This is a genomic window from Bacteroides celer (assembly GCF_002632415.2).
In the GTDB taxonomy this organism is placed as follows: domain Bacteria; phylum Bacteroidota; class Bacteroidia; order Bacteroidales; family Bacteroidaceae; genus Bacteroides.
This window is the reverse complement of record NZ_CP178209.1, coordinates 879,959-904,983: the sequence shown is the minus strand read 5'-3', so window position 1 is coordinate 904,983 and position 25,025 is coordinate 879,959. Positions and strand designations below refer to the sequence as shown.

Here is a 25,025-nt window from a genome sequence, read left to right as displayed (position 1 = left end):
GTAATACATGGACGAACACTTTATCAAGATACATAAGTGGCTCTACCCTGCCTCCTGGCTCTACGGAGCAGTGGTAATGATGAGAAATAAACTCTTTGACTGGGAAGTTCTTCAATCAAAGAGTTTTGATATACCTATCATCAGCGTGGGTAATCTCGCTGTAGGAGGGACAGGAAAAACTCCACACACTGAATATCTGATAAAGTTTCTTTGTAATCAATATAAGGTAGCTGTATTAAGCCGGGGATATAAACGGCACACGAAAGGTTATGTATTGGCAACTCCGGAAAGTACGGCAAGAAGCATTGGCGACGAACCTTACCAGATGCATCAAAAATTCCTGTCTGTCACAGTAGCTGTCGATGAAAAGCGTTGTCATGGCATAGAAAAGTTGCTTGCACTGCAAAAGCCTTCAATAGATGTTATCCTATTGGACGATGCTTTCCAGCACCGATACGTCAAACCGGGATTGAGTATTCTGTTAACGGATTATCACCGATTATTCTGTGATGACACTTTGCTCCCCGCAGGACGGCTTCGTGAACCAATTAGCGGCAAGAATCGGGCGCAAATCGTTATTGTCACCAAATGCCCGCAAGACATCAAGCCTATTGATTATAACATTATCACGAAACGGCTGAACCTTTATCCATATCAACAGTTATTCTTCTCATCGTTCCGGTATGGTAACCTGCAACCAGTGTTCCCTACCATGTCTCCGGACACAAATGCAATTTCGACAAACCATGAGGTTGCTTTGTCCTCACTGATAAACACTGATATATTATTGATGACGGGAATTGCCTCACCTGCTCCCATTCTCGAAAGACTGGAAGGTTGTAGCAAACAAATAGATTTACTATCGTTTGACGATCACCACAATTTCACTCATCGGGATATACAGCTTATCAAAGAACGGTTTCATAAACTGAAAGGAGAACACCGGTTGATTATTACCACCGAGAAAGATGCAACACGCCTGATTAACCATCCGGCTTTGGACAAGGAATTGAAACCATTTATCTACGCCTTGCCTATTGAAATTGAAATATTACAAAATCAACAAGATAAATTTAACCAACATATTATTGACTATGTTAGAGAAAATACAAGAAACCGCAGCTTATCTGAAAGGTAAGATGCATACCAGTCCGGAAACTGCTATTATACTAGGCACCGGACTTGGCAGTTTGGCAAACGAAATCACCGAGAAGTATGAAATAAAGTATTCGGATATCCCCAACTTCCCGGTATCTACCGTCGAAGGTCATAGCGGTAAGCTGATTTTCGGCAAACTAGGAAATAAGGATATCATGGCTATGCAGGGACGCTTCCACTATTACGAGGGTTATTCTATGAAAGAAGTAACTTTCCCTGTACGTGTCATGCGTGAATTAGGTATCAAAACCTTGTTTGTATCCAATGCCAGTGGCGGTACAAATGCAGATTTCGAAATCGGTGACCTGATGATTATCACTGACCATATCAACTATTTCCCCGAACACCCGCTTCGCGGAAAAAATATCCCTTACGGACCTCGCTTCCCGGACATGAGCGAAGCATACAGCAAGGAACTGATTAGTAAGGCTGACGAGATTGCCAAAGAAAAAGGAATTAAAGTACAACACGGAGTGTATATTGGTACGCAAGGTCCTACTTTCGAAACTCCTGCCGAATATAAACTATTCCATATCCTTGGTGCTGATGCAGTTGGTATGTCTACCGTTCCGGAAGTTATCGTAGCCAACCATTGTGGTATCAAAGTTTTTGGTATTTCCGTCATTACCGACTTAGGAGTAGAAGGAAAAATCGTAGAAGTAACACACGAAGAAGTTCAGAAAGCCGCTGACGCTGCTCAACCGAAAATGACCACGATCATGCGTGAACTTATCAACCGTGCCTAAACAACCATCCCGATTTATGAGAACTGAAATAGCATCTCTCGGTGAGTTTGGTCTGATTGACCACCTCACCGAGGGAATCAAACTGGAAAACGAATCCAGCAAATATGGAGTGGGCGACGATGCCGCCGTTCTCTCCTACCCTTCAGAAAAGCAAGTACTGGTAACAACCGACCTGCTTATGGAAGGTGTGCATTTTGACCTGACTTATGTTCCCTTGAAGCACTTGGGATATAAATCAGCAGTAGTTAATTTCTCCGATATTTATGCCATGAACGGTACTCCCCGGCAGATTACGGTATCTCTTGGTCTTTCCAAGCGTTTCAGCGTGGAAGATATGGACGAACTTTATTCCGGTATCCGTCTGGCTTGCCAGCAATATAATGTCGACATTGTGGGAGGCGATACCACTTCTTCCTTGACAGGCCTTGCTATCAGCATCACCTGTATTGGCGATGCCGACAAGGATAAAGTAGTATACCGTAATGGAGCCAAAGACACTGACCTGATCTGCGTCAGCGGCGACTTGGGGGCAGCCTATATGGGTTTACAACTCTTGGAACGTGAAAAAGTCGTATTGCAAGGTGATAAAGATGTCCAACCGGATTTCTCCGGCAAAGAGTATTTATTAGAACGCCAATTGAAACCGGAAGCGCGCAAAGATATCATTGAGAAATTGGCAGCCGCCAATATAATCCCTACTTCTATGATGGACATTTCTGACGGCCTGTCATCAGAACTGATGCATATCTGCAAACAAAGCAATACTGGTTGCCGCGTTTACGAGGAGCATATCCCAATCGATTATCAGACAGCTGTTATGGCCGAAGAGTTTAACATGAATCTTACGACTTGTGCCTTGAATGGTGGAGAAGATTATGAACTACTCTTTACTGTTTCCATCGCCGATCATGAGAAAATTTCACAAATGGAAGGAGTTCGTCTCATCGGACATATTACCAAACCTGAACTTGGCTGTGCATTGATTACCCGTGATGGACAAGAATTCGAACTAAAAGCACAGGGATGGAATCCATTAAAAGAAGATAAATAATAGATTTCATCACATACCTGAAATATTTTTCATCTTATACAACACTGATAATTAGCCGACTAACTTTTTATCAGTGTTTTTTATTTCCATAAGACTTGCAGAATCCAAAAGTTTCACTACCTTTGCAACCGCAAAAGAGATATTACCGGACCGAACAAGCACGAGGTGCCATAGCTCAGTTGGTAGAGCAAAGGACTGAAAATCCTTGTGTCCCCGGTTCGATTCCTGGTGGCACCACTAACGATTCGGTAATAAAAAATCCCTTGAACTTTTGAAGTTCAAGGGATTTTTTTATTCCTCGTATTGCAATTTGCAACCGCCTATACTTTAGAACTATGCAGTTTTTTATAAATCTCCACACGAGCATCTATTTCTGCTTGAGTCAAATGCGCAGGAAGTTCAATGGTAGTCCGCGGAGTTATTGCTACCAATACCATATCTCCCAAACCCTTTTTATACTCTTTAATAACATTTTCAGTAAACTGACTGGATGAAATAACATCACGCATTATATTACCTTTTTTCATATCTCTAATTATTTTGTTTTTTATTTTACACACAAGCAGAATATACACTTCCCTATACAGGTTTAGACTGAGCTAAATCTTCCGATGTAGATTTGTTTTCCAAAGAGATATTGATCGCATTCATGCCTTTCACTCCACGCTCAAGGTCAAATGTTACGATATTATTTTCTGCAATATTGCCAATGACATTGTTTACATGAAAAAAGTATTTCTCAACACCTGAAAGGTCTTTAATAAAGCCAAATCCTCTTGACTCATTAAAAAACTCAACCCGTCCTCTCAAGATCGTCGGCTCCTCTTCTTCCTTTTTAGGAGTTGCTATAATTATTTCATCCGGATTAATTTCTTCCTTCTTTATATCCTCTGTCGGAGGAGTCGAAGTTATCATTCCGTTCTCATCTACATAGGCAATCATATCCTCAAAGCTATTTGAGCTGCCCGATAATTTCTTGCTTTCTTTCTTTTTCAGTTTTTCTTCTCGTTTAGCGAGTCTTTTCTTTTCATTTTCACGTTTACCAACTGTCATGGATTTTGCCATAGAATTTATATTTAGTTTTATATTAATTTTAAAGAGATTGTTATTTGTTGATTTCAAATAGTATAACTGGCTTTATTCAGCTTCTTACCCGTCAGTTTCTGAATATCATTAACGAGTTTACGCTCTTCCTGCGAGCAGAATGTCAGTGCTGTCCCTGTATTCCCGGCTCTTCCGGTACGTCCGATACGATGCACATACGTTTCCGGTACATCAGGAAGATCATAGTTGATAACTAAAGGAAGTTCGTTAATATCGATACCTCTGGCTGCAATATCAGTAGCCACCATCACACGTGTTTTGCCCGACTTGAAATTGCCCAAAGCCAACTGCCGTGCTGCCTGACTTTTATTTCCATGAATCGCCTGGCTACCAATTCCCGCCTTGCCCAGTATCTTTACGATCTTATCAGCATTATGCTTCGTACGTGAAAATACCAACACCGACTGATCTTCTGATTTTTGCAAAATCGAAACCAGTAAAAGACTCTTTTCCTTTTTCTCTACGAAATAAACCATCTGTTCAATAGCATCCACAGTCGATGATTTCGGAGTTATGCTGATTCGTACAGGATTCTTCAACAAAGAATTCGTTAAAGAAATAATTGTATCAGGCATTGTAGCGGAGAAGAATAAAGTCTGTTTTTCTTTCGGAAGTTTCGGTAATATCCGCTTGATATCATGAATAAATCCCATATCAAGCATGCGGTCTGCTTCATCAAGTACAAAATATTGTATCTTATCCAGATGGATATGTCCCTGATTCATCAAGTCAAGCAAACGTCCCGGTGTAGCAACCAGGATATCAATTCCTTTGTGTAACATGTCAACTTGAGGACGTTGATTTACTCCGCCAAAAATAACCCCATGCCGCACTTGGGTATATTTGGCATAATCATTAATGCATTCACTTATTTGCAAGGCAAGCTCACGGGTGGGCGTCAAAATCAACGCTTTAATCCCCCGGCACTTGGCTGCCTCTTTATTCATTTGCAAATGTTGTATAATGGGAATAGCAAACGAAGCAGTTTTACCTGTTCCCGTTTGCGCACAGCCTAATATATCTCTTTTTGCTAATGCAGCCGGAATTGCCTCTCCCTGAATGGGAGTGGGCACTGCATATCCTTTTTCTTCAATAGCTTTTAAAATCGGTTCGGTTATATTTAATTCTTTAAATGTCATAATTGTTATTTTTGCTGTATCAAAACAGCTATTAATTTATATTGTAAAGGGACTGACAAACTCCATCATGGGAATGAAAATCCCGTAGGTTAAGCCAGTTTATGGGTTGCCAAGAAAAACTCGCGCTCCAGTGTACTCATTACTTCTTTTACACTACTGATTTTTTCAGCGAGAAAAGCATTGCTACCGGCAAAAGCATAGCCTTTTTTCATATTTCCTTTGGCTGCATTATATAAAGCCTTAATAATGCAATAAGGGCTTTTTGTATAATCACATGTTTTGATACAATGGAATGAGCAACTCTTAGGCCTCTCCAGTCCACTATTCACATTGTGAATAAATTCCCCGTCAATAGCTCGTCCTGGCATTCCCACAGGACTTTCAATAATAAGAACATCTTCGGACTTGGAGTGAATATATACTTCCTTGAACGTCTCGGAAGCGTCACATTCCTGGGTGGTAACAAATATACTTCCCATTTGTACCCCTGAAGCTCCCAGCTCCATAAAATGTGCAATATCTTCACCCGTCGAAATGCCGCCGGCGGCAATCACCGGAATCTGTTTCTGTTCTTTATAACTGGATGCAATCATTACCACTTCCGGAATCAAAGCTTCCAAAGCATAATGCTGATCCTGTAATTGTTCTTTTTTAAATCCTAAATGTCCACCGGCTTTAGGCCCCTCCACCACGATTGCATCGGGCAGATAATTATAGTTCTTCTGCCATTTATCGCAGATGATTTTGGCTGCTCGTGAAGAAGATACAATAGGCACTAGCTTGGTTGTACTCTCTGGAGTCAGATATGAAGGCAGGTCGAGTGGAAGCCCGGCACCGGAAAATACCACATCAATCTTTTCCTCGATTGCGGTGCGCACCATATCCGCATAATTCGATAAAGCAACCATGACGTTTACGCCAATAATACCTTTTGTTTTCGCACGTGCTTTCCGGATTTCCTCTTTCAGCCCGTTAATACATTTTTCAGGATAAGTACCTTTCCCTTTGGGGTATAACAAACCTAAACCTGCGCATGATATAACGCCTACTCCTCCTTCGTTTGCTACTGCCGAAGCCAAACCCGAGAGCGAGATACCTACTCCCATTCCACCTTGTATTACAGGTGTTTTTATCTCAATATTTCCTATAAAGAATGATTTCATATGTTTTATTTTGCTTTAGAGCAATTGAACAAGATAAACAGTGTGAGCACACTTTATTCAAGCGCTCAAGATTGGCCCTGTCATTGACTATTTGCCTTGTTGGGTGTAATTTATTAAACCTTTACTCCTGACTTCTTCAAGAGTATTGTGTATTACAAAAAAGTCTAATAAATCTATTTTCAGAATGGAAAGTGCAGGAGTAGATATTCCTGATATTGCACAGAAAAAGAGCCAGAATTAGCAGAACTTAAATGTAATATGATTTTTTGTCTTCCCCTGTGTCAATCAGAAGACTCCTCCGTTGAATCATGAAACGGAAATAACTTATTAAATAAAAGCAGAAGATAATATCTTCTGCTTTTATTTGGATATTAATATCTTCTAGAGTTATTATAACCACCACGGCCACCACCGTTAGACGGTCTTTCAGTACGAGGACGTGCCACGCTTACTGAAATAACTTTCTGGTCGTATTCAACTCCATTCAGTTCGTCAATTGCTTTTTGTCCTTCTGTATCATTCGGCATTTCTACGAAAGCAAATCCTCTGGATCTACCAGTTTCTCTGTCAAAAATTACTTTAGCTGAAGAAACTTCTCCAAACTCTGCAAATAAATTTGTTAAGTCAGCATCATTAGTGCCATAGCTTAAACCTGAAATGTAAATGTTCATTTAAAATTTTATTAAAATAAATACTAATTTGGAGTGAGGAGGATAATTAAAGACAAGGACTGCTTGCTAATAAAATATTATAAAGAAGAACTATACGATAATGATTCGTAACTCAAACTCTTGGTACAAAGGTAACACAATAAATCAGAATAATACATTTATACCCGTTCTTTTTCGGAAGAAAGACGATAATTATCATTTATTAGCACACAATTCATCCTAAATCGGCGAGATACACAATTTTGCCTATCATTCTTGATATTCTCTTGTAATATATCTACTTTTGCCATTACATAAATTATCAAGTCCCACTTTATGGATGTCAGAATAGAACCAAGTTGGAAACAACAATTACAAGAAGAATTTGACAAACCATACTTCGAAAAGTTGGTTACATTCGTCAAAGATGAATACAAACGGGCACACGTCCTCCCTCTCGGACATCAGATTTTTCATATATTCAATTCCTGTCCCTTCGAAAAGGTAAAAGTAGTTATCCTTGGACAAGACCCCTATCCCAATCCCGGACAATATTATGGAGTCTGTTTTTCTGTGCCTGATGGAGTAGCTATCCCAGGTTCACTAAGCAACATCTTCAAAGAAATACACCAAGATTTGGGAAAGCCAATTCCAACTTCTGGTAATTTGGATCGTTGGGTAGCTCAAGGTGTATTCCCGCTAAACTCTGTTCTTACTGTACGTGCGCACGAAACCGGTTCTCATCGAAATATGGGTTGGGAAATCTTCACAGACGCAGTTATCAGGAAACTAAGTGAAAAACGGGAGAATTTGATATTTATGCTTTGGGGAAGTTATGCGAAAGAGAAACGATCTTTGATAGATACCAACAAACATCTGGTACTAACCACTGTTCATCCCTCTCCCCGCTCTGCCGAATATGGTTTCTTCGGTTGTAAACACTTCAGTAAAGCCAATGCTTTCTTGCATAGCAAGGGAATAGAAGAAATTGATTGGTAAATAAATGATTTCTCAAAACAAACTATCAGTACCCAGAAACATTCGCCATGAATAAATCAAACGATATCACCCGAGAAGAAATGTGGGCCAAGCAATGCTTGTCTGCTACCGATATTGATTACGCCGTGTGGGAACGGAATAAATCCATACTTCACCAACTTTCAAAAATCTGTCACAACTGCACATTTGTTGTCGATGTTTACAAATGCAATTACACGTATGCATCCTCGAATTTCGTTGATTTACTGGGGTATGACAGTCACAAGATAGAAACTTTGGAAAAGCAGGGAGATTATTTAGAATCACGTATTCATCCGGACGACCGTGCGCAACTGGCAGCATTACAGGTCACGTTAAGCCAGTTCATTTACAGTCTGCCTCTCGAACAGCGAAACGACTATTCCAACATTTACAGTTTCCGTATACTCAATGCCAAGCAGCAATATATACGCGTCACTAGCCGACATCAAGTTTTGGAACAAGACCGTAACGGCAAAGCATGGCTCGTAATAGGCAATATGGATATTTCACCCGACCAAAAACATTCCGAAACAGTAGACTGCACTGTCCTAAATCTGAAAAACGGGGAATTCTTCTCTCCTTCCTCTTTGCTAATGCCTTCTTCGCTCAACCTCACTAATCGGGAAATAGAGATATTACGGCTTATTCAAAAAGGGTTGTTAAGTAAAGAGATTGCAGACAAGCTATGTATCAGTATTCACACTGTCAATATTCACCGGCAGAACCTGTTACGCAAATTAGGTGTGCAAAATTCTATCGAAGCCATTCGTTTGGGACAGGAAACCGGACTACTAAGTTAATTAACCCATACACCTTTTCCTGAAGCTACCAGTCTGTCTAAGGCATCCATTCCACCACACCCACCACCGGGTGCAATCTTCTCCATTCCTCAAATTCCGGATAACTACGTACACCATCCTGAATCACAGCTTGATAATACTCCACTCCCATAATTTTTTCCGTATCAGGCGTTTCGTATTTCAATTTCAGGATAGCCAGTCTCATTTCATCTGTCAATACCGCAGAAATGCGTTCGGCCACCCTTTCAAAGTAGCCATCATAACGAGAGCCTTCTTGGATATGAATCATATCCATTTGCCAAAGTTCTCCCTCCATATCCTGATACCATGCATGCCACTCTATACACGCTTCTGCTGTATGTAATAAATTCGTATATTCAATCTTCTTTACGGACGTATTTTCCGCCAATTCAGCCATCGCCCGAAAGCTGGCAGACAAATCCAAAGGAGAAGTATAAATATGAAAATCAATATCCCGATGTTTCATCAATAATCCTGTACGCAACGAACCTACCAGATTCACTTTGGCACCAATCCCCTCCCATATCCGAACAATACGGGTATCCTCTATAATCTCCCAAGCTTTCTGCTGGTTACGTTTTGCCAATTCAAGAATATTCATCTTTTCCTTATTAAGTAAGTATGCAAAAATAGGAAAAAGGATACATATATAGCTATAAATAACTATTTAATCCCTTAATGGGTTGAGCTAACTTTGCCTGCAATTTCAATTCTTCATCATACAACTAAAAAGAGATTATGATATTCAATCAAACAGAGAAACAGGAAAAAGAGTATTTACAGCAAGTCATAACCACTATCCATGATACGATTAACACTACCAGTACTTCCGTCAAAGAGCATATAGACACCCTGCAGGAGTACAAGGATTATCTATGGTCGAACAAAGATATCGATCCCCACGAAATCCGTTCCATGCGCGAAAGCATATTAAATCATTTTGCATTAGGTGAAAATGTAATTGACAAACGCAGGCGACTAAGCAAAATACTGGATATCCCCTATTTCGGACGAATCGACTTTCAGGAAAAGAAAGACAAAAGCCAAGTTAGTCCGATCTATATAGGAATACATACTTTCTATGACCTCAATCAAAAAAAGAATCTGATTTACGATTGGCGAGCTCCTATTTCAAGCATGTTCTACGATCATGAATTAGGCGAGGCGTTCTACTCCTCTCCGGCAGGCAAAATTAACGGGACGATCTCACTCAAACGCCAATATCGTATTCGCAAAGGAAAAATGGAGTACATGATTGAAAGTTCCGTAACTGTTCATGACGATATTCTGCAAAAAGAACTATGTTCCAATGCCGACAATAAAATGAAAAATATCGTCACGACAATTCAGAGGGAACAGAATCAGATCATCCGTAATGAAAACGCTTCTGTACTTATTATACAAGGTGTTGCCGGTTCAGGAAAAACCTCTATCGCCCTCCATCGTATTGCCTACCTGCTTTATGCACAGAAAGGACAGATTTCTTCCAAAGACATATTAATCATCTCCCCCAATAAAGTATTTGCCGATTACATTTCTAATGTACTTCCGGAACTTGGCGAAGAGACCGTTCCCGAAACCAGCATGGGGCAAATTCTGTCGGACGTAATTGACAACAAATATAAACACCAGAATTTCTTCGAACAGGTGACGGAACTATTAGAAAACCCGACACCCGACTTTATCGAACGGATACAATACAAAGCCTCCTTCGAGTTTATATCACTACTTGACAAATTCATCCTTTACATGGAAAACAACTATTTCAAAGCAACAGACATAAAACTCACCAAATACATCACCATTCCTGCCGAATTTATTAACGAACAATTCAAACGATTCCACCGCTATCCCATACGTCAACGATTTGAGACTATGACAGATTACATCCTGGAAATGATGCAACTACAATATAATCTCACAGTTAGCACTCCGGAGAAAAACCAACTAAAGAAAGAGATAAAAAAGATGTTCGCGGGAAATAACGCTCTCCAAATCTATAAAGACTTTTTTGAGTGGATCGGAAAACCGGAGATGTTCAAGACACGCAAAAACCGCATACTAGAGTATGCGGACTTAGCCCCTTTGGCTTATCTGCATATCGCATTAAATGGGAATAACGCCCAATCTTACGTCAAACACCTTCTGATAGACGAAATGCAAGACTATTCTCCCATACAATACAAAGTGATTCAAAAACTTTATCCGTGTCGAAAAACAATTCTTGGAGACACTTCCCAATCCGTCAATCCTTATGGTTCTTCCACTGCCGATATGATTCAGAAAGCATTTGCAACAGGAGAAATAATGAAACTTTGCAAAAGCTATCGTTCTACTTTTGAGATCACCAGTTTTGCACAAAAAATTCAACCGAACAATGAATTAGAACCGATTATGAGACATGGGGAACACCCCAAGATTCTTCCATTCAAAAATACAGAAGAAGAGATCCAAGGTATTGCGGATTTAGTAAACTCCTTCAGGAACTCCCATTATACCTCATTAGGGATTATCTGCAAAACAGAATCCCAAGCAAAAGAACTTGTTCAAAAGCTCCAGATATATGCAAACGACATCTCACTTTTGTCCAATCAAAGTTCTGCTTATGTAAAAGGGATTATCATCACTTCCGCCCATATGGCGAAAGGACTGGAATTTGACGAAGTAATCATTCCGCAAACAGATGATAAGAACTATCATTCCAATATTGATAAAAGTATGCTTTATGTGGCAACCACAAGGGCTATGCACAAGTTAACTTTGACTTATTCTGTTTCTTCACCCAGTTGTCGGTTCCTGTAATAGAATATAACATCGAAAATTAATTGAGAGAAAAAGAACAACCAATCTCCTATTATTACCTATTTTTGTACAATGGAAAATAAAGGAATGAAATACGAGTTTACCGCAAAAGTATGGAACTACTCATCAACTGTTGGAACGGGCGGTTGGCACATAGCCTGCCTGCCGAAAGAGATGTCCAAAGAAATAAGAGAGAATCTCGGATTCTTAGAGGAAGGCTGGGGACGGTTGAAGATGACGGCCAAAACAGGCAATACCCAATGGGAAACCGCAATCTGGTTTGACACCAAACTTGATACTTATTTACTTCCTCTCAAAGCGGAAATCAGAAAAAAGGAAAAGATCACAACTGATAAAGAAATAGAGATTATGATTTGGATTTAAAACAAACGATAAGAAGAACTACCCGCAAAACAAGAGCCGCTTGAACAATCTCAAACGGCTCCGTAACTCCTTTAACAACATGGTTATCGAGCTAATACAGCCACCGGTCTATATTCCTTTTTTCTGCACTGAACTCCACTCCAACTTTAACCAACTCACGCCCGTCTACCTGATAAGGTATCAGATAGCCTTTTTCATCAATCTGCTGCAAAGCCTGTTCGGCAGTACCATTCAGTTTAAATTCAAATACATAAATATACTTCGGAGTTTTCACCACTGCATCCGCCCGTCCGCGGGCACTAAGAACCTCTGCTCCGGTAAATTGTCCCATCAATTTGAATACTAAGTAAAATACAACTTGATAATGACGTTCGGTCTTTTCGTTCAGTTCATAAGGGAAATCTGCGAAGAAAGCTTGTAAGCGGGTAAGAAAAGCGTCAACATCACCACTCTCCAATTCACGTACAAATTTACCTAGATAAAAGCCCCGTTCATCATCTACCACTGATGTGTAATAAGGAACCAAAAAATCCATAAATCCATATCGTACTTCATCATTGGGAAATTTCAGCAGGTAGTTTCCAAAACGCTTGTCATACCCCTTTATAGTCAAATAGCCACTCTGATAAATCAACGGAATCGGATTATTAGCATCTACCCTATATTCCATAAACGAAGAAGCATTGGCTTCTACCCCATCAATCAACGTACGCAAATCATACTCACTCTTTTTAAGCAGTTCGACTAAAAAAGTAGGAGTACCGGTTTGGAACCAATAGTTACTAAACTTATACCCGTCAAAAACGTTAAGCACACTGAATGGATTGAATACTCCTTCCGCAAACTCACAAAAATGATAACCGTCATATAAAGCCGTCATCTTATTTAATGTTTCTTCATAAGTCAGTTCATTTGTTTCTGCCAATCGATTCAGTTCAGGAATAAAAGTATCCTCCAATTCTTGTCGTGTAATACCACAAATCGTGGCATACTGCGGCTTCATACTGATATCATTCAGTTGATTCAAATCACTGAACACACTGACTTGCGCAAACTTAGTCACACCGGTAAGGAAAACAAAACGAAGATAACGGTCAGAACTTTTCAGTACACCATAGAAGGCCTTCAATGTCTTACGATAGTCATCAAGCAAAGCGTCATCACCCAATGCCTGCAACAAAGGTTTATCATATTCATCCACCAAGACTACGACTCCACGACCAGACTGTTCACAGGCTCGGCGAATTACACCCGCAAAACGTCCGGAGAGAGTTTCCTCATCCTCCCCTTTGCCATATTTCAGTTCCCATTGCGTCAACTGCCTGCTAAGAATTTCGACTAAAGCCTGGGGAGAATCATATTTTTCCGCGTTTAAATCCAAATGAAATAGCGGATATGTCTTCCATTCCTTTTCCATATCAGCTATGGCCAACCCTTCAAATAATTCTTTCTTACCTTCGAAATAAGCTTCAAAAGTAGAAAGAAGAAGACTCTTGCCAAAACGACGAGGACGACTTAAAAAATAAGGAGTCTCCGTTGAAGCAATTCTCCATACAAGAGCAGTCTTATCCACATAAAGATAATCTCCTTCACGAAGTTTCTCAAAAGTCTGTATTCCAATAGGAAGTTTACGTAATATCCCGTCCATGATTTTTCCTCTATTTTGATTATTCAAAGATACGCATTTCCATGGGAATACACATACAAACTCCACAAAAAAGTACACAGTTTCACAGACAGCACTACCATGACTCCATTTTTCATCAAAACTAACTTTGTACCAGACAAACAACATCTCACTTCCTCTTCACTTTGCAAATCCAACACACGATAACTAAAACCAGCAAAATAATTCCATACCAATACCAACCTCCGGTTGTCCTATTAGTAGTTTTCTCAACTCCCGTTTTATGAATCTCTGTCTTAGCACTCATATCCGACAAGCTCACAGACTGTAAATCTACTTCTTGAAGCAGTTGTTTCTCATTAACATTTTTCCTATCCACCACAGTCTTCACCACCATCCCAGCCTTCAATCTAAGCGTATCCACAGGAAATACAAACAACACCTGCTCGATATGCTCCCCCACCACCTCCGAATCCTTTTCTGAAGCAACCTTATTTTTAACAAGACTTTTCCCGGAGCTACTATTTAAACTTGAATCAACCCTAACTTCACTCTCCCTGTTTATCACCTCTTTCTTACTCCTACATCCCGACAGCAATACAGGCACAACCAAAGCCACCAACAATACAAACAGTAACTCCCTCCCACTCCTCAAAAACTCCTTCACATCAAAACAGGGACAAGCCTTCACATATTCATAAGGTTCAATCACTCCGTCACCATTCAAATCCGGTGAAGTATCCCGATGTCCCAACACTTGGAGAATATTATATTCCCGCTGCAAATCCATAATAATCTGATAAAGCACCCGTTTTTGAGCATTCGTTCGGGTATCTGCCGGACGCCCGTTCTCATCCAATCCGCCGATATAACATATCCCGATACTCTGCTCATTCCAACCTTTACAATGAGCACCGGCCAAAGCGACATCACGCCCCTTTTCCAATTTCCCATCCAAACGGATCACATAGTGATACCCGATACCATTGAACCCACGTTCCCGGTGCCAACGGTCAATATCTGTGGCAGTAAAATCCTGCCCGGCTTTCGTAGCCGAACAATGTACTATGATAGAATCTATATTTCTCATGATAATTCATTATTAGTTCAAACGCACCAGTTAATAATCCGAAGGTGGCATACGCTTCACGCACCCTCTAATCTCACACTTCTTCACTTCCGACTCCTTCTGTATCAACTCCACTTCATGACATTTATGTATCCAGTCAATCTTCTCTTCCTGCTCCTTGCGAAGTTCAATATAAAGCCCGTCTATCTTCTCGTCACGTTGAGTCAGCCGTTCTTCCAGCCAGTCCACCTTTTTACGGCGATTTTCTTCTTCCATACTGTTCACGGACGCTTCCTCTTTCCGTGCATCCGTCTTACGGCAAGTGATATACCTCACTAACCATTTCACAGCTTCCAAACCACCCATAGCGGTAAAAAAAGCAAGGATTGTAGTTATTTGCATATTTATATTTTTACGTAGTTATAAAGAAAGAATGAGGCCGAAGCCCCATTCCATACAAACCAGACAGTTCTCAACGGCTCATGAATCACGCAGCCGGATCCGGTGCTTCACTATTACCACCCGAACCACCATCCGGATCCGGAGTTTCACCCCCATCATCCGAACCGTCACCAACACTACCCGAATCATTAATATGATCCAAATCCTTGAACTTCAATCCATCCGAACGGGTAGTCGTCCCGGTAAACAGACGAATGTCCGAGTTAGCACGAAAACAGATACGAAGCCCTGAAATATTAGCGATCGTAAAATCTTCCGCCTTCTCCGTCCCTTTGCTTTGAGCGGAAAGGTAAAAATATCCCAGACCGGCGATATTCACCGAACGGCCACCCAGCAATGTCTTTCTCAATAACGTACGGAAATCCTTCAATACACTAATCGTTTCACCCTCGCTGACACCGGAAACAGACGCAATTTCCTTGGCAAACTCATCCAACGTTGCACTCGTATCATACTGATAAGAAATCACCGGATACACTTTCTTTCCTGCTTCTTTATTTGTAGGGTCACACAGGCGAGACACCCTTCTAAATCTAATAGCCATACTACTTTTCTTTTTTAAATAAATACTGTTTTAATTATCACTTCGCTAACGTTAACGATGCAAAGATGCAGCATCTTCCACGGAGATGAAACGACACCTAATAACCTCATCAGAAAAGTACTAAAAAGCATTTCAGACATATACAACTGACATAGAGGAACTAAATAAACGACAAGAAAACGACGAAAAGCAGAAAAAAGCGACAAAATCAATACCTGGGGGAGAATAATAAATAAACAAATATATTCAAACTAATAAATATCATAATAAAAAAGTGCACCTTCTTCCCCACCGGGAAAAAGATGCACACACAAACAAAACAAACAATAGGCTACCTTCACAGGCAGCGGAAAAGTCATGATTCCATTTTTCTTATGCCACTATTATATATCATCATACTTATTTAATAAATAACTGGTAACTTCACTTATAGAAGAGGGTTCTTTCAATAATACTTGCTTGTCCTCTCCCAACAAATATATCGAGGGAAGAGAACGTAAGAAATATAGTTCTTTTTCAGTCAACACCTTCCTGACATCATAACCGTTTATCCACACAGAAGGAAGAGACTGCTGATATTCTTTCCACATATCTATTTCACCTTCCATACAAATCGTAACAAGAGCAAGTTGCGATAGGGATAATCCACTATGTTGCAAGAAGGAATTTATTATCGATGATTCAGACAGTTCCATCATTGATTGCCGACAATAAATACAGTCCGGATCATAAAACAGTAATAATGTATATTTAGCGGAAATATCCCATAAATTCTGAAGTTCTCCCGTAGAAAGAATGAAAGTAAAATCAGCAGCTTTTATCCCTATCCGGTTCTTTTTAAGCATTTTCAATTGATACAAAGGACGTATACGCATCATTCCATCTAAATGTCCGGATGTTAATGCTTCCTCCAATACTGAAATATAATAACTATCATTCCGTAGTGACGAATCAGGTTCATATAGATGATGCTCCAACCGTTGTAGAAACCAACGGTTTACCACCTTATTAACTTTAGTCTTCAACACCAATCTCCTGATATTTTCACAAGCCCTTTCCTCTGTCAGTTCCGACAATTGAGAAAGATAATCCACCAACATCCTTTCTGTAGTGGCAGAGCTGCTTAACCGGATAGTATCTGTAAAATCATACGTATCCCAAAAGCGCTCTATCAGTATGCTGTCTTTTTGTTGCTTTGCCATAGCATTTGATTCACCAGAATTGGCAGAACAAGTACATAAAAGTAAAAACACGCCTAAAGTAATATAAAGAAGTCTTATATATTTCTGATGGATTACCAATCTTAAAAGGTGTAATAATCTTAATCTTCGTTTATTCATAATTCTACAAGTTCAAGCACAATTCATTACACCATTTGACATACTCGTTTTCTCCACCGCAAATCCTTTCCGGCACTTTCATCTCTATACATTCATTCCCGACATATATCCGGCTCATCTCGAATATTTCCATCAGACAGTCATCCGATATACACACAAAAAAGCATATAATATCCGGATTATCATATTTCACGATTTTCATCCCCGGATAAAGTAAAGACAGATAAAAAGCAGAATATCCGAATGCTTTCCATGAATCCTCTAGACAATACAAATAAACAGAGCCTCGATTATCACCTTCTTTTTCCAAAATATCGTTTAATATATTCATCCTCATATCTCCTTTCACTCTTAACACTATTTGAATTATCCTTCCTGACGTATCCGAAGTTCAAAATATCCATTCCTACCAAACAGACGCACCTTTCCTTCACGTGCATTGCCTGTGCCATTTTCCTTTACATGGACAAAAATGTAATCATTAGCAGAGTCTAACTGCGGATAAGTAATAGCACCTTCGTGCCGTTGTTCAGCTATCCCGATCCAATCACATGAATCGAACACTTCCCCGTAATTCGTATATAACATAGGAAGCACTGTATATGACCGACCGATAGAGGAATGACGTTCAACAGTTACCGTTTTTTGTAGAACACCATATTGGATAATACTCGTAAAAGAGTATTCCGTACCTGCAACTTCACTCGATTCCGTGAAACACAAGTCCATCTCGACGGGATTATCAGGAGTATCATTACAAACTGTTTCCCCCGTTATTTCTGTCCCATTTGCTTTCACCGTTATCAATCCACGCTGAAGATTAGGATAATCCGGATCAAACATGGTGTAACCTTCCAATGATTCATCCCGGATGCACCGGTAGAAATGACCTAACACAAAAGAATTCAAGGTTTCATTACTGTATATAATCCAACGGGAATTTTCAAATCCCATCTGATAACCATTCTGCAAATAATTCTCTTGATAATCATGTGTACCATTATACTCTAATAACATGAATGCTTCCATATCATTAGTAAATCCATTCTTTTCTGCATTCTCGAATGAATTAGCGCCAAATCCCGTAACACTCCGGATATTCAGTTTATAGTAATCATTGCCTACAATTGAAGTCAACGGAACTTTTTCTCCTGTAGCATCATCTATTATACATAGACGGAGTTTATAGTATCCTTCCTTTTCTGTCCCATCCGCTGCCGTATATTTTCCATGTACAACGATGTGAAATCCTTTATGCGCATCCAAACCCATTTTCCGAATCTGATACAGATAAATAGGATTTGACGAAGGAGCAAGGCTACTGACGGACAAAGTGGACGGACTGGTATAATCCACGTCTGCCAATACAGAGGCTGACACAAGACAACCCAACCAATTTATTGAAATCAATTCAAAATTGTTGTCTGCCACTCCCACACTGAATTTCGCAACATTCCGTTTTAAACTGAAACCATTGCTACCGTCACTTTCCATCGCATTACGAATAGCTATCATGTTGAGTGATGAAAGAGTTATGCGCCTGGTAGCCATTACAAAGGGTGGTTTTACAAGTGCTTTCGTACTTGTGCATATCCTGCTTTCCAAGTCCTGTAAAGTATGTATTGTCCCTGCTTCCATCGGATAATTAGCTATCAGATACAATGTATGCTCTCCTGTCGCCGAAGGAATGTTTACTGTCGTCTTATATTCATTTCCAGTCCATTCCAATACAGGATGCTGATGATAAACAATTTTTCCGTCATGATTGAATATCAGAAAATCCATACTTTCAACCTTTGCTTCATCGGCAGGGGTACCTGTTCCCCGCGTATACACAACAGACTCTTGTTGCACACTTAGTTTCAAAACCATTTGCTCCTGTACTTCTGTTGTATCGTTAATATCCGACATTTCATCACTATTGCAAGCCCCCAAAGAGAAAAGCAATACAAACAGGACTAATTGAATATATTTCTTTTTTACTATCATATCTATCATTTTTCTTATCCAACAGGGGGATAACGTAATTTCACACAACGCACCGTATGTCTCCCATTTCGCAATTCATCCGTCGTGGCACTTCCGTCCGGATCGCTCATTGTTGCTACAATGAAAGTACCATCCTCATTCTTTCCCCAATAACTGTCCGAAAAGAAATTATTGGGAAGCCCGTTGGTTCCGGCATTCAGGAAAACATAATTCATTTCTTTTCCTGTAGGCAATCTCCATCCACTGCCTAAATTTGCACATATAGAGGACGCATTTTCCTTCGTGACATTCGTTACATCTGAACTTGAGACTATAAAATCTGAAAGTTCAGGAGGACGAACATCAAGTGTACAGTTATAGCGATATTTTTTATTCTCTTTATAATCGTCTATGAGATTTCCCGATCCGTAACTTACATATGCCTTTCTGCCATTTGTATCATGTTCCTCTATGCACCATGCTTCAGCAGAATTAATCGCCCAATTTTCACGTATGGTAGCTAATCTCCAGCATCCTTTCCCTCTTGTTGCATCATCCTCATTTACTCCTTCAGGATAATATGCTCTACATCCAGTTTCCCGGGTGGCTCTTTTATAAAACTCATCATTATAAATACCCGTACGTATCCAGTTAGCCTCTTCCCAATATCCCATGGCTTCAGCCCAAGTAACAAGGTTATTTCCGACACGAATTGTTTCAGATCTATAAAGTTGCAGATTAAGTTCAACAGATGCGGTACCCGATTTTAATGTAGTTACATATATAATATACCCGTTGGCGGAATTAAAAAGATAATATATTGATGTTTAAAAAGTTGTGCATATTATTGATTTATAGTATATTAGAGATGGTCAAACCTTTAATATATCATCAATATATGCACAACTTATATACAATATTCAGTAAAATTCTTAAGATTTGCAAGCAATTTGGCGATAACCTCATAAATGAGAAGGGAAATATTCCTCGTCCAGGTGTTGTTCCCAAGTTTTCAGATATAGAAGTTATAGCTTTGAACCTTACATCCGAAGCCATGGGTATAGATAGTGAAAGTAATCTTTTCATTAGACTTTCTGAGTATAAGGATAAAATGCCCAATCTGATTTCAAGACGCCAGTATAATGACAGGCGTAAAACTACATCAACCTTATGCGACACTATCCGTAAAAGAATAGCTGAGAAGATAGATGGTGGTGAAGAATATTTCTGTATTGATTCAAAACCTATAGAGGTATGCCGGGTAGCTAGAGGGAAACGTTGTAAAATGGGCAGAAACGATTATAGTAAAGCTCCATCATTCGGATATTGTGCCTCTCAGAAGAATTATTACTATGGATATAAATTACACGCTATTTGCGGTTTAAGTGGAGTTATCCATTCCTTTGACCTGACAAAAGCAAGTGTTCACGATATCAATTATCTTAAAAATATCAGATATGAATATCATGACTGCAGCATTTTCGGAGATAGAGGATATATTAGTAAGAATGTGCAACTGGATTTGTTTGAGACTGCAAATATAAGACTTGAAGTTCCATATAGACTGAACCAAAAGGACTGGAGTCCTACATTCATCCCATTTGCTAAAGCCAGGAAAAGAATCGAAACGGATTTCTCACAACTATGCGATCAGTTCATGATAGTGAGAAATTATGCTAAAGATACAGTAGGATTGTTTACCAGAATACTCGGGAAAATAAGTGCATTTACAATCCTTCAATATATAAACCACATTAACAACAAACCTATTGGCAGACTTAAATATGCGCTTATTTAATTCCGCCAACGGGTATAATATCATTACCAGTATTCCAATTTCCACGTCTGAACCCGACGCGACCGCTTTTCTTTGTCGCGTCATCATATTCTACTGTCATCTGCAGTTGATTACCGATTGTCACCTCATCGGGAAGTTTCACTTCAACCGGAGCGTTACAAGCAAAACGCACATACGAGTAAAAGCGTAAAGACTTTACTTCGACCGTCTTTTTGTTGACTGCAAGAAAACTAGCTCCCGTTATTTCAATCGGAACATTGACTTCCGACCATCCGGAAACGTTGGATTTCACTTCAAGGGACTCCTCCCCATAACCGGTAATCGCTTTAATATTCAAACTATAATGCCTGTTGCGGGTTATATTCCATTCTGTAGAATGTGAATCAATTGAATTCATCGCATCACCAATCGGCAAAGTATATATACGGGTGATTCCTCTTGATGTCCCTTTAATGCGCAATACCATTCTGTAAATCTCATCCATCGGCAGATATTCCGGCAAATATATATCACCGGATGACCATGTGAAATGATTCTGTTCTGCACTGCTATTTTCTAGTGAAAAAACGCGGTTATCTAGAAACCCCTCTTCTATCCTGTATTTACAGGAAGCCAGATAACTATACTTTGGAATACGAAGTAACTCCATAGACTCAAGATTAACGAATTCACCTGTAGGGTTTCCATTTTCACAAATCTCCGTACTAAGGTCAAACTTCACACTTAACTTGGCAATCACTCGTTGCAACTTTATCTCCAGTTTTGAAACAGAAGCGGATGCCCCTTCCGGATATATCTCATTTTTACTCCGTACATTCACATTGAGCAACTGCCGGAAAAATACAAATTTTGAAGCACTCAGGCTGCTTTCCGTATTCATCTGAATATTTTTCAATTCTTCAGGGCTATTGATTCCCGAAAGATCTACCGGTTCATTTCCTATCACATAAATATCATTGTATCCTATATAGGTAATGGCAACATAATCTTCATTTACATCTATCAATTGATTGCTGACTAAAACTTTAGGGCCGTAAGGATTGGAAGTACGTGTCGAGAAAATGATAACACGCAATTGTGATACCTCATTTTCATCCCCTGCAACAAGTTTCGGCATGATACTGACAGGAATTTCCTTGCCTTCCCCCTGGCCATTACTATCGGAAGATGCTTCTATTCCGTCAGTACAAGCAGTAAGCAGATATAATAATGTCACAACGAAGCTATATATATAAACTAATTTCAGTCTCATTCTCTCGTTTAATTATAAAGTATCACATTTCCGTATCCTGCAATATGATTGTCCACCCTGATACGGTAACAGCCGTTTGCATATAAGTATCCGTGTCACCGTCCAGATCATCTATAAGCGATATTTCTACTTCATACACATCTTGCCGGTCAAGTTCCGACTGGATGCGGGTATATGGATGCATCCGGATAAGTTCGACTAAGTCAGAACGGTAGAGTTCTTTGGCTGTGCCGTCCTGCATTAAACGTTCTATCAGTAGCGTCAATTTTTCCCCTTCCACCAAACGCATCAAAGAAAAAACACCTGCAAATTGATTCCATGCATCATTATTTGTGCCCTGATATGGATAATATGTCAATTCATTGCCCGAAGCAACTACAGAATTATCAAATTTATAAGTCGCCCCTTTAGGGTCAACCACACGGACACGCACACCATCCGCACAGCGGTGAATACATGGTATTCCGCTTTTTTCAAACCACTTCACATTCAGATGCAAATGATTCTCATTCTTTATAAGTGAAAGAACTTCAGTGTGTTCCTTCACATCGTTTACTTCTACTTGTTTCATAGCATGAAAAACAGGAGTCAGTCTATAGTTCACGCTACGTTCTTCTGTTGCGTTGAGTGATAATAACGCTTGCTCAAGCGTAGTTTGTCCGGCAATAAAGACCGGTTGTAAAGTCACTTCATCAGTCAAGTTTCCCCATGCCACCAACGTATAGCTACCGGCAGAAAGTTCCGGGTCAACCCGAAAATCTTTCGGGAAAGGCGTTCCTTTACGAGTTATACATTTCAGAAAACATCCGGCTGCATCAAATACATACAAGTCTATTTGCTGTACGTCAATGTTGAAGCGATCGGGACAAGTATTGTCCGTGTGATGAACATATTCGAAAGCCACCTGGAAACTTCCTTGCGGACAATCGGAAAAATCTTCATTAACGCATCCTGTAATAAGCCATAATAGCATTGATATATATGCCACCATCCTTCTTTTCCGGTAAAATGTACTATGCATGTTAAATTGTTATTGAGAGGGATTTTAGATTCTTTTGCCGGGGACAATGCCCCGGCAAAAGAATCCGTTAAAATCTATTTTTAATGAACCGGCAAACTAATAGCAATTACATTCCCAGTTCTGCATCCTGTTCAACTTTCGTCCATGGTTCCACTGTGATATGTGCCTGCATGTACGTTTTCTGGTTGATGGGATCTGTCGGGTCCACGGTAACATCTTCATCATCAGGATAACCGATTGAAGTAATTTTTGAGATATTTACATTGTAAAAACGGTTGCGCATTACCGAATAGAACAGGTTGTTGGCTTCCGTCTTTCCATCCATATTATCTTCAACATTCACACGATAGTAACAGGTACCTCCGGTGTACTGGAAAATACGTATTGTTCCTTCAATACTTTCCTTATAGCCCGGTAGTGCATTCTTGGGATGCGAATATTTCTTGATGGTAACAACTGAATAAATACCTTCAGAAGTAGAGAATGAGCTTCCATAATATACACTTACAGAATTTTCTATATCACCTTCGTCTACAGCACTTCCCTCGTCTACTGCATTTAACCATTTCTGTTTTCCGGCTTTATTCAAATAAGTCTTTAAAATCATGCCCAAGCCATAGTTTGCCAAGTTTCCACTAAAGTCTGCAGGAGCCGTATAAATCTGATTTTCCCATTCCGGGACAATAAAATATGGCGGTACATCTTTTCCTCCTGTAGTATAATCAGTTCCGTCTAATTTATTTTCGATACTAAGATTGCTACCATCATTTTTCACTTCAACAGCATTAATCATCACATTAGCCGCCGGAGCAAATACACCTTTCACCAACACATAAGTAGTATTTCCCCTTACCGGTGTCTGATTGGAGTTCTCCGGCAAATATATAGACTCTATAGCTTCCCCGTCAGCACTTGCTTTCAAATCCAAATTAGGCTCATTCACCTCGTCATAATATTTAGCGAAATCTGCAAATGTAGAGCTAGTATTAGTCATTGTATAAAACGGCGTAAGGAAACCATCAACATGATTATGCAGAAATATATAGCTCTGAACCGGAAGATTACGAACCGTAAAAGTCGGAGTAAGTAATTTGCCTAATGTATTACTTTCACTATCTTTCAATATCAAAGCATCCGCATTTGCATAAGTAGCCTGCAACTTAGCAGCAGCACGGGATATGAACACCTCCAAATGATTGTTTTTCTTCATTTCCGCCGAACTATCATACGCCGGTTTCGAGCAATCCTCAGCAGAAATCCCGGGATATAATGTGTATTCGGTTGCCTTCAATACGTTTGCCATCAGGAAACCATTGGTCGCCGCATTCCCATTACCGGATATTTTATCAAAATTACCGACACGCGATACAGCAACTGCCGTTTCTACACCTTTGGTATGGGCAATACGCCCTGCTTTCGTACAATGTGTCAAAGTAACAGCTTCAAATTGAGTAGTTGTAGTGGTAGACGTAATCCAGTCGTCCTGCATATTAGCTACTACATACACTTTCTTTTTACCGGAAGTTAGTTTCAATACAGCAGTGTGCTCCGTGCCATGTTCATCTACAGTAGCATTATCTGTCTTTGCTTCAAAGCTACCGGATTCATTGAAGATATAAGCCCGCAGATTTTTGATGTTTTTTTCTGTAGTAGTACCTTCATGTGTGTCACCCGTTGCACGTGCTACAACACCATCTTTGCCCAGTTTAAATGTAAACTTCGCCCAAGTAGGTTCTCCCTCTATGACTTCGGTATTACCATTGTCATCGCTTCTTTCTTCGCCTAGCTTGCCCTCACTGCTACAAGCAGCAAACGTTATTGTTGCCAGCGCAAATACTCCGATTAGAAAATAATTCTTTCTCATTTTTCGTTTTATGATTAAAAAATAAATTATTATATATTGAGA

General features: G+C 39.8%; 25 protein-coding genes and 1 tRNA gene. 9 read left to right on the top strand and 17 right to left on the bottom strand.

Features of this window, described 5'->3' with window-relative positions:
* Positions 1-7 precede the first annotated feature (7 nt).
* The 4 genes from lpxK to CJF29_RS03250 all read left to right on the top strand — a co-directional run bounded on the left by lpxK (position 8) and on the right by CJF29_RS03250 (position 3,192).
* Positions 8-1,138 (top strand): tetraacyldisaccharide 4'-kinase, encoded by a 1,131-nt coding sequence (gene lpxK, locus CJF29_RS03265; protein ID WP_099146833.1) that lies wholly within the window; start codon positions 8-10, stop codon positions 1,136-1,138.
* On the top strand, positions 1,095-1,904 hold the full coding sequence (locus tag CJF29_RS03260; protein ID WP_004327187.1) for a purine-nucleoside phosphorylase: 810 nt from the start codon (positions 1,095-1,097) through the stop codon (positions 1,902-1,904). The genes lpxK and CJF29_RS03260 overlap by 44 nt, the downstream gene beginning before the upstream one ends.
* A gap of 16 nt (positions 1,905-1,920) precedes the next feature.
* Entirely contained in the window at positions 1,921-2,955 is a 1,035-nt protein-coding gene (gene thiL / locus CJF29_RS03255) for a thiamine-phosphate kinase (RefSeq protein ID WP_074558582.1), read from the top strand.
* Positions 2,956-3,119: 164 nt separating this feature from the next.
* Positions 3,120-3,192, top strand: a tRNA-Phe gene (locus CJF29_RS03250).
* Between the two features lie 83 nt (positions 3,193-3,275).
* Here CJF29_RS03250 and CJF29_RS03245 read toward each other — a convergent pair.
* The 5 genes from CJF29_RS03245 to CJF29_RS03225 form a co-directional block, all read right to left on the bottom strand.
* Entirely contained in the window at positions 3,276-3,482 is a 207-nt protein-coding gene (locus CJF29_RS03245) for a hypothetical protein (protein ID WP_004307025.1), read from the bottom strand.
* 52 nt (positions 3,483-3,534) lie between these two features.
* Complete coding sequence (locus CJF29_RS03240) at positions 3,535-4,020, bottom strand: cold shock domain-containing protein (RefSeq protein ID WP_004307024.1); 486 nt, start codon at positions 4,018-4,020, stop codon at positions 3,535-3,537.
* Between the two features lie 53 nt (positions 4,021-4,073).
* Entirely contained in the window at positions 4,074-5,198 is a 1,125-nt protein-coding gene (locus CJF29_RS03235; RefSeq protein WP_004296138.1) for a DEAD/DEAH box helicase, read from the bottom strand.
* Between the two features lie 89 nt (positions 5,199-5,287).
* Entirely contained in the window at positions 5,288-6,361 is a 1,074-nt protein-coding gene (locus CJF29_RS03230) for an NAD(P)H-dependent flavin oxidoreductase (protein WP_004307023.1), read from the bottom strand.
* A gap of 371 nt (positions 6,362-6,732) precedes the next feature.
* Entirely contained in the window at positions 6,733-7,032 is a 300-nt protein-coding gene (locus CJF29_RS03225; protein WP_004296140.1) for an RNA recognition motif domain-containing protein, read from the bottom strand.
* 315 nt (positions 7,033-7,347) lie between these two features.
* Here CJF29_RS03225 and ung point away from each other — a divergent pair, with 315 nt between their 5' ends.
* Positions 7,348-8,010: a uracil-DNA glycosylase gene (gene ung / locus CJF29_RS03220; protein WP_004310617.1), complete on the top strand. Its 663-nt coding sequence runs from the start codon at positions 7,348-7,350 to the stop codon at positions 8,008-8,010.
* Between the two features lie 47 nt (positions 8,011-8,057).
* Positions 8,058-8,831, top strand: a complete 774-nt coding sequence (locus tag CJF29_RS03215; RefSeq protein ID WP_074558586.1) for a LuxR C-terminal-related transcriptional regulator — start codon at positions 8,058-8,060, stop codon at positions 8,829-8,831.
* 37 nt (positions 8,832-8,868) lie between these two features.
* On the opposite strand, the gene CJF29_RS03210 is transcribed toward CJF29_RS03215, so the two are convergent.
* Positions 8,869-9,453, bottom strand: coding sequence for a hypothetical protein (locus CJF29_RS03210; protein WP_004296144.1), 585 nt, complete (start codon positions 9,451-9,453; stop codon positions 8,869-8,871).
* 137 nt (positions 9,454-9,590) lie between these two features.
* Between CJF29_RS03210 and CJF29_RS03205 the strand changes: the two genes are divergently transcribed.
* Positions 9,591-11,654 carry a HelD family protein gene (locus tag CJF29_RS03205; RefSeq protein ID WP_008774555.1) on the top strand — a complete coding sequence of 688 codons (2,064 nt, stop codon included), beginning with the start codon at positions 9,591-9,593 and terminating at the stop codon, positions 11,652-11,654.
* A gap of 87 nt (positions 11,655-11,741) precedes the next feature.
* Positions 11,742-12,038, top strand: coding sequence for a DUF1905 domain-containing protein (locus CJF29_RS03200; RefSeq protein ID WP_008774556.1), 297 nt, complete (start codon positions 11,742-11,744; stop codon positions 12,036-12,038).
* A 91-nt stretch (positions 12,039-12,129) separates the two neighbouring features.
* On the opposite strand, the gene CJF29_RS03195 is transcribed toward CJF29_RS03200, so the two are convergent.
* The 8 genes from CJF29_RS03195 to CJF29_RS03160 form a co-directional block, all read right to left on the bottom strand.
* A complete protein-coding gene (locus tag CJF29_RS03195; protein ID WP_008774557.1) occupies positions 12,130-13,686 on the bottom strand; it encodes an ATP-binding protein in 1,557 nt (518 codons plus the stop codon).
* Positions 13,687-13,834: 148 nt separating this feature from the next.
* On the bottom strand, positions 13,835-14,755 hold the full coding sequence (locus tag CJF29_RS03190) for an N-acetylmuramoyl-L-alanine amidase (RefSeq protein ID WP_008774559.1): 921 nt from the start codon (positions 14,753-14,755) through the stop codon (positions 13,835-13,837).
* A gap of 30 nt (positions 14,756-14,785) precedes the next feature.
* Positions 14,786-15,136, bottom strand: a complete 351-nt coding sequence (locus CJF29_RS03185) for a hypothetical protein (protein WP_032856058.1) — start codon at positions 15,134-15,136, stop codon at positions 14,786-14,788.
* Positions 15,137-15,221: 85 nt separating this feature from the next.
* Entirely contained in the window at positions 15,222-15,740 is a 519-nt protein-coding gene (locus CJF29_RS03180; protein WP_008774561.1) for an HU family DNA-binding protein, read from the bottom strand.
* 383 nt (positions 15,741-16,123) lie between these two features.
* Entirely contained in the window at positions 16,124-16,942 is an 819-nt protein-coding gene (locus tag CJF29_RS03175) for a DUF5106 domain-containing protein (RefSeq protein ID WP_099146851.1), read from the bottom strand.
* Between the two features lie 142 nt (positions 16,943-17,084).
* A complete protein-coding gene (locus CJF29_RS03170; RefSeq protein WP_229077587.1) occupies positions 17,085-17,411 on the bottom strand; it encodes a hypothetical protein in 327 nt (108 codons plus the stop codon).
* Positions 17,412-17,446: 35 nt separating this feature from the next.
* The gene (locus CJF29_RS03165; RefSeq protein ID WP_176553146.1) at positions 17,447-19,078 is read right to left on the bottom strand and encodes a fimbrial protein; all 1,632 of its coding nucleotides are present in this window, start codon (positions 19,076-19,078) and stop codon (positions 17,447-17,449) included.
* A gap of 5 nt (positions 19,079-19,083) precedes the next feature.
* Complete coding sequence (locus tag CJF29_RS03160; protein ID WP_255299386.1) at positions 19,084-19,722, bottom strand: hypothetical protein; 639 nt, start codon at positions 19,720-19,722, stop codon at positions 19,084-19,086.
* 149 nt (positions 19,723-19,871) lie between these two features.
* On the opposite strand from CJF29_RS03160, the gene CJF29_RS03155 reads away from it, so the two are divergent.
* Entirely contained in the window at positions 19,872-20,846 is a 975-nt protein-coding gene (locus CJF29_RS03155) for an IS982 family transposase (RefSeq protein WP_004310694.1), read from the top strand.
* Here the strand turns inward: CJF29_RS03155 and CJF29_RS03150 are convergent.
* The 3 genes from CJF29_RS03150 to CJF29_RS03140 all read right to left on the bottom strand — a co-directional run bounded on the left by CJF29_RS03150 (position 20,839) and on the right by CJF29_RS03140 (position 24,983).
* Complete coding sequence (locus tag CJF29_RS03150; protein ID WP_255299455.1) at positions 20,839-22,098, bottom strand: hypothetical protein; 1,260 nt, start codon at positions 22,096-22,098, stop codon at positions 20,839-20,841. The genes CJF29_RS03155 and CJF29_RS03150 overlap by 8 nt on opposite strands.
* A gap of 22 nt (positions 22,099-22,120) precedes the next feature.
* Positions 22,121-23,119 (bottom strand): FimB/Mfa2 family fimbrial subunit, encoded by a 999-nt coding sequence (locus CJF29_RS03145; RefSeq protein WP_099147597.1) that lies wholly within the window; start codon positions 23,117-23,119, stop codon positions 22,121-22,123.
* Between the two features lie 106 nt (positions 23,120-23,225).
* Complete coding sequence (locus CJF29_RS03140; RefSeq protein WP_099147596.1) at positions 23,226-24,983, bottom strand: Mfa1 family fimbria major subunit; 1,758 nt, start codon at positions 24,981-24,983, stop codon at positions 23,226-23,228.
* Positions 24,984-25,025 lie beyond the last annotated feature (42 nt).